General features: G+C 34.7%; 1 protein-coding gene. It reads right to left on the bottom strand.

Annotation, left to right across the window (positions count from 1 at the left end; translation table 11 throughout):
• Positions 1-332 precede the first annotated feature (332 nt).
• Positions 333-953, bottom strand: coding sequence for a hypothetical protein (locus tag IEX62_RS24260; protein ID WP_188778820.1), 621 nt, complete (start codon positions 951-953; stop codon positions 333-335).
• Positions 954-1,642: the final 689 nt, after the last annotated feature.

Raw genomic sequence — 1,642 nt, 5'->3', positions numbered from 1 at the left:
CATCATTTCTTCCACCCCTAATCCCCCCCCCTAATTTCCCCCCCCCCTAATCCCCCCTTCCCCCCCCTGCAGTACTGCAGGGCGGGGGGACGGGGGGATAGGGGGATTAGGGGGATACGGGGGATAAAGGGGTGGAAGGGCCCCTTCCTCTTTAACTTTAATACTATCACTACTCAACCGGGGGCGATGAAAATTGAAATTTCAATTTTGTTATATACGTTATGTCATAATATGCCCCCAATATTATGTATATTAAAATGAAACTATGGATTGGACTTTAATTTTTTTAGCTAAAGCTAAAGCTAAAGCGTAAAGCTAAAGCTCCTCTTAAATTATTTTTCCTTAGGCTTAGATGTTGAATCATTATTAGTTAATAAGGGGTGATGAAAAGAGGGATCTTTAGCTTTTATCTCTTTGCATAAATTAGTACCCATTTTTTCATTTATTTCGACCATGTGAGGTAAAATTTCTTTATACTCCAAAAATAATTTTTTGGAGCTATCTGGAAAAAATGGCTCATTACCTTGATCAATACCTCTAAGAGTGTTGTTAAATTTCACTACTTGCTCTTTATACAGCACAATATTCTGATCTACAGTATTGAGATGGGATTTTAGTCCTACGGTGTTTAACGGAGGAAGTCCCTTATCTGTTAAAAGAGTATCGCAGATTTCTCTAACTGAAAGGGGTGCTAACCCTCTACGACTCAATAAACCAGAAGACTCTTGGAAATATATTTTTTTTTGGCCATAAGTCGGAATATCCTTTGAAAAAAGGATAGCTTTATCCCCCTCCGTTGGAGTTGAAATTTCACTCTTATGAGTATTAATCCTATCCCGCGCTTCAGCTAGGAAATCATAACTTATAGTACTGTCTGGATTTCCTGAGGGGGTATTCCCCTCTGCGGGGTCCCCCCCACCATTTTTAGGGGAGATAGAATATATATCCGCCATGTAGTTATCTTCCATAAATATCCCACAAAAAATAGAATTTAAACCATTTCATATTGTATACACCCAAAATATGGTAATTTTATTTTCATAGAGTCAGATTTTAGAGAAAAAGAGACAGCTATTAAAGAAAAAGATACGTGTTTTAATAGCATCGATTAAATTTTTTATAGAAGACACTTTTCCACCCATACGAGGTAAACTAAAAGGGATAAAAACCAATAAAAGATCTACAAATATAAAACATTTTAGCAACGTTAAGGAGTTAAGCTCCATGAACATTATTAATTCTGTTAGAATTACAGCTAAAAAAACTAAAATTATAACTAAGAAATTATTAACCTTTTTAATCATTATGTATCATAATTGGCATGAGCCAATATGGCCCCCATACTTAATCTTAAAAATTTGTTGTTAAGCATTTTAATTTGGATTTTATTAAAATGCCTGTACAACGGGTTAATTATGCTATAATTTACGTGACTTTGGATACTATTGATTATATATAAACCATCCAAACTTGTAGTACTTGATCCATACAGTAGACCACCTACACCTAATCCTAATAAAATAAAGGAGCAATGAAATATACAATATAATTTTGTAATAATAAAATCGGGACTTCTACTTATAGTACCTGAATTTGCTCATAGTAAACATGCGTCTAATAAAATAAACAAATCCACTCCCCC

Origin of the sequence: Paenibacillus hunanensis (assembly GCF_014645615.1) — a bacterium.
Lineage (GTDB): Bacteria > Bacillota > Bacilli > Paenibacillales > Paenibacillaceae > Saccharibacillus > Saccharibacillus hunanensis.
Note: the sequence above shows the minus strand (reverse complement) of the source record. Positions and strands in the feature narration are given on the sequence as shown.

What these genes read in the sequence shown, in the direction of transcription:
- IEX62_RS24260 (WP_188778820.1), bottom strand. Translation starts at nt 953, where the DNA reads ATGGCGGATATATATTCTATCTCCCCTAAAAATGGTGGGGGGGACCCC.